At 60.0% G+C, this 4,712-nt stretch carries 5 protein-coding genes; all 5 read left to right on the top strand.

From position 1 onward, the window contains the following. A partial coding sequence (locus VF436_RS01065) for a peptidoglycan-binding domain-containing protein (protein ID WP_330902113.1) occupies nucleotides 1-1,041 on the top strand: 1,041 nt, incomplete at its 5' end. A gap of 356 nt (nucleotides 1,042-1,397) precedes the next feature. Beyond that, a complete protein-coding gene (locus tag VF436_RS01060) occupies nucleotides 1,398-1,598 on the top strand; it encodes a hypothetical protein (protein ID WP_330902112.1) in 201 nt (66 codons plus the stop codon). A gap of 165 nt (nucleotides 1,599-1,763) precedes the next feature. Continuing rightward, nucleotides 1,764-2,831 carry a metallophosphoesterase gene (locus VF436_RS01055; RefSeq protein ID WP_330902111.1) on the top strand — a complete coding sequence of 356 codons (1,068 nt, stop codon included), beginning with the start codon at nucleotides 1,764-1,766 and terminating at the stop codon, nucleotides 2,829-2,831. Between the two features lie 74 nt (nucleotides 2,832-2,905). Continuing rightward, nucleotides 2,906-3,643, top strand: coding sequence for a YoaK family protein (locus VF436_RS01050; RefSeq protein WP_330902110.1), 738 nt, complete (start codon nucleotides 2,906-2,908; stop codon nucleotides 3,641-3,643). A 214-nt stretch (nucleotides 3,644-3,857) separates the two neighbouring features. Further along, nucleotides 3,858-4,712, top strand: an 855-nt coding sequence (locus VF436_RS01045) for a YXWGXW repeat-containing protein (RefSeq protein ID WP_330902109.1), incomplete at its 3' end; no start/stop codon positions are given.

Genomic DNA, 4,712 nt, shown 5'->3' with positions numbered 1-4,712 from the left:
GCGGGCAGCCCTGAACTGCAACTGGCGTTGGCCGACTACGACAATCAGTTCTCCATCAGTGGTATTGGGCAGAAGTCCCAGCCCAACAGCATGATGTCGTATCTGGAGGGTAACTCAGTGAAGTTGCCAGGCGGCGAGCTGAAGGCTGGTGACCCGATCACGCGCACCGATATCCAGAATTTCATCAATGCCACGAAATATGGGGTGGAAAATCCAGACTCGGTAGCTAGTCGCGAACAACGCCTGACGGCGGCATTGGATAAGCTCAATATCGAGCACACGCCTGCGCAGCAGGGGGGGAGCGCGCCGGCTCGCACGGGCAGCCATACGCTGCGTGAAGGCGACCACAGCCCGGCCGTGGGCAATCTGCAGCACCAGCTCAACCAACTCGGTAATCTGCCCCATGGCAAGCTGATGGAAGATAGTCGCTTCGGCAATGGGACCAAGGAAGCCGTCGAGGCTTTTCAGCGCGCGCACAATCTGACGCCGGATGGCGTGGTAGGGGACAAGACGCGCTCGGCCATGGATGAGGCCTTGAAGCAACAGCAGCAACAGTCCCCGCAATCGCAGACCGCACCTGCTACATCTTCGCCGGACGCTCCGGCAGCTCCGACTGCCAATGCGGCGCAGTTAAACGATCCGGCGCATCCGGGTTATGACTTGTTCAAGCAGGCACAGACGGCTGTATATCAGATGGACACCCAGCATGGTCGTGTTCCCGACCAGGGGAGCGATAATCTGGCAGGCACCTTGGCCGTGAAGTCTTATGAGAATGGCATGACTGGTATCAATCGGGTCATGTTGAGTGAGGACGCTTCACGTGCCTGGGCCGTACAGGGCGACATGAATTCGCCATTCAAGCAGTACGCCGATGTGGGGGTGGCACAGGGTGTGAATACGTCCATTGCCCAGAGCACGGCAAATTGGAACCAGGCTCAATCCCAACGCGGAGTCGATCCATCGACACAGCAGACGCAGCAGCAAAATCAAAACCAGAATCAGCAGCAACCACAGCCACAGACTGCGAGCGCACAGCGGTAGTCTGAATCTGATGAATGGGCGAATCAGGGGAGCCTGTAAAAAACTTTCTTATCCATCGTCCCGGCGTAGGCCGGGACGTAAGTGTTGGCTCTGACGGAGTTAGAGGCGCTAGATACTGGCCCTCAGGTACCCTCGGAGGATTCGCCGGAATGACGACTTCGATGAATGGTTCTGAAGGTTCCTTGAATTGGCTACTCCAATACGCAGCGCCTCCCTGAAATGATCATGAAAATCGGTTTGCGCTTTATTCATCATCACCTTTTCGTGATGTTTATCCCGCGCGGACATAACGACTCGATGTGTTTTGATGGGTGCTTGAGGCCGCCGGCCGTCATTACAACGGAGGACGTTACGTCATGACCCCATTGGATAAGCCGCTACGCCGTGCCATTACGGTCGCAGGTATTGAATACACCTTGCTGATCGACCCCGATGGATTGCGGCTCACTCAGAAGGGACGCCGCAACGGCGTTGCCAAAAGTTGGAAGGAGCTTGTCGGGGATGATCCGTCGGCTTCACAGGAACCTTCCGCGGCCGACTTGCCCGGCGCCGGCTAGTCCTGGCTCTACCGCGGGGCGCCCGGATGCACGGGCGTCCCGCATTCCCCGGACTCACGTTAGAATCCCGGCGATGTCGTGCCACCATGGCGCGGCTAGTGTTGTTGCGCGCCTGTCACGGCATGTGTCGCAGCCAGGGACGTGGGGGTCGAGGTGTTGAATCAAGTGTTGGAATCACGTGAGGCCCATGGCCTTGTTCGCGCCTTGTTTGAAGGTCCGCTGGATGTCGTCGGCGATGTGCATGGAGAAATCGATGCATTGAACGACCTCCTCGCTGTGCTCGGTTATGACCGACGCGGACATCATCCTGAAGGCAGACGGCTCGTCTTCGTGGGTGACCTCTGTGACCGAGGACCCGACAGCATCGCGGTGATGGAGCGCGTGGGCGAATGGATGGAGCGAGGTCTCGCGCAATGCGTACTTGGTAACCACGAGCTCAATCTCCTGCGCCTGGCGCCCAAGGAGGGCAATGGTTGGTATTTCGATGACGACCACGATCATGCCCAAGGCAAGTTCCTCGTCTCGCACAAGGCCGACGCAGCAAGTCGTGCCTGGATTCGTCGCCTGATACAGGGATTGCCGCTGGCGCTGGAACGGTCGGACCTTCGTGTCGTGCATGCCTGCTGGTCTCATGCTTCCATTGCGACCGTGCAGTCGGCCGCCAACCCGGATGTCGCCGCCTTGCACGACGCGTTCCGGGATCAGACCTATCGGCTGCTCGACCAGGATGGCACACTCGAACGTGCCAGGCAGGAGCAGACAAACTACCGCAAGCAGTTAGTCGATCCAGACAGCCTTGTTCCCTTGCTACTTGCGTCGGCACGTCGCGACGAGGCGGTGCAGATGTCCAATCCGGTTCGCGTGCTTGCCTCCGGCATGGAGCGCCAGGCGCCCGAACCCTTCTATAGCAGCGGCAAGTGGCGCATGGTCGAACGCGCACCGTGGTGGGATGACTATCGCGACGACGTAGCCGTGGTAGTGGGCCATTATTGGCGTTGGCCCGTCACTGTCGACCGCGCCGCATTCGGGAAGGCAGGAGTGGATTTGTTCGCCGGCACAACGGCAGGGCAGGGGCTCGGGCCTCGTCGCAACGTCTTTTGCGTGGATTATTCAGTGGGGCGTCGCTTCCAGGAGCGATTGCGCGGGCAAGCATTCCGCACGCGGCTGGGGGCGTTGCGCTGGCCGGAACGGCAGATCGCATTCGACGACGGCCACATCATCGCAGCCGATTGACGGGATTTGCTTGCTTCGGAGGATCGTCGACGATCTGCTAATGTTCTTGCCGGGGTTTTCGTACAGGTTGAGCCATGCTGATTGGACAGGGGTCTTCGCGCACCGATGCCACGGATCGACGGTTGGCATGCATGCTGGCTGCGGTCGCCGGCGGGCTCAATACCGCCGCGTTCTATGCGGTGGGATTCTTCTCGGCCAACATGACCGGTAACGTCTCGGCGCTTTCCGATCACGCGGCGCGCGGCGACTGGATGGTCGGCGCCTTCTATTTGTTGATCGTGGTGTTGTTCGTTCTTGGCGCAGCGATTTCCACGTTGTTGATCAACGCCGGTCGCCGGCATGGACGTCGAGGCATCTATGCGCTGGTCATCGCCCTGGAGGGTGCCTTGCTCGCACTACTGGGTGGCGTCGAGGCCATCGTGGAGGCGGCTCGACAGGGAACCTGGATGATCCTAGGCCTGAGTTTTTTGATGGGATTGCAGAACGCCGTGGTTACGCGGATATCCGATGCACGCGTGCGAACGACGCACGTTTCGGGTATGTCGACCGATATCGGTATCGAACTGGCCGTATTGCTGGATGTGCTGCGTGGCAAGGAGTCCGCAGACAATACCGGCCCCTATCGATCGCGCCTTCGATTGCATGTGCAGACGGTCCTTTCGTTTCTGCTGGGCGGTGTGGTGGGAGTGTTGCTTTATCAGGTCATGGGATACAAGTTGTTGTTCGTCGCCGCCGCCATATTGTTGATGATGGTTGGCGAGGCATTCTGGCGGTTGCGTCGTGAACGGCCTGGATCGATCACTGCCGCTTGAATAGGCAAGCGGCGTCACGGTTCGCTTCGATGAAACGCGTGTCAGGCGCCTATCAGCCTGACTGAAGCGACCCACAACCGCCGATCGCAGGGGCGTCGATAAGAATATTGGCTTTCATGGCGCCTGAATGGCGCCGCAGCGCATCATCGGCGACAGGTACGACGGGCCGAAAGGTGTCGCGTTTACAGGCACGCGACACACACGGGAGGCTCGCATGAACAGGCAGGCAGTGAGTCAAGGTCGTTCTATACATCGGCGCTGGTTGGCGCGCGCCATGGCGATCGGCATGGCGGTGGCTGGTGGGCTGGTTCTGGCTTCATCCGCTCAGGCGGACGTTCTGGTCAGTGTGGGCTTTGCGCCGCCGCCGCTGCCTGTCTATGCGCAGCCGGTCATCCCCGGTCCAGGTTATATCTGGGTGCCTGGCTATTGGGCGTACGATGACGACGGCGGTTATTACTGGGTATCGGGCACCTGGGTGCTTCCGCCGTATTACGGTGCATTATGGACCCCGGGATACTGGGGATGGGGCGGCGGTGTGTACGTCTTCCATCCTGGCTATTGGGGGCGTCATGTGGGTTTCTATGGTGGTATCCACTATGGCTATGGCTACACCGGGACAGGTTATGTCGGTGGTTATTGGGGGCACGGTGGTTTCTATTACAACCGGGCGGTGACCCATATCGACGATCACGTGCATATCACCAACGTCTACAACCATGCGGTGGTCAATGACACCACGATCAATCGCACGAGCTTCAATGGTGGGCAAGGCGGCATCCACGCCGATCCTACCGCGCGGGACATGGCGGCGACACGCGATCAGCACATGGGCCCGATCGCTGCGCAGGAGCAAGAGCGCAGCATGGCCAGCCATGACCGGGCCATGCGTGCCTCGTTCAACCATGGTGCGCCGTCCAGGGCGGCCGTGGGACAGGCCGACGCTCTTACTGCATACGGCACGGTCGGCACGGTCGCGCCTCGTACGGGTATATCGGCTGGCCAGTCGCAAGGCCATGTCTGGGCACTGCGTTCTGCCAGTTTCGCGCACCCCTCGGACGGCGTAGCCAAC

The organism is Dyella sp. (assembly GCF_036384435.1).
In the GTDB taxonomy this organism is placed as follows: Bacteria; Pseudomonadota; Gammaproteobacteria; order Xanthomonadales; family Rhodanobacteraceae; genus GSA-30.
The sequence above is the reverse complement of the archived record's forward strand: the minus strand, read 5'-3'. Positions and strand labels throughout refer to the sequence as shown.

What these genes read in the sequence shown, in the direction of transcription:
- VF436_RS01060 (WP_330902112.1), top strand. Translation starts at nt 1,398, where the DNA reads ATGACCCCATTGGATAAGCCGCTACGCCGTGCCATTACGGTCGCAGGT.
- VF436_RS01050 (WP_330902110.1), top strand. Translation starts at nt 2,906, where the DNA reads ATGCTGATTGGACAGGGGTCTTCGCGCACCGATGCCACGGATCGACGG.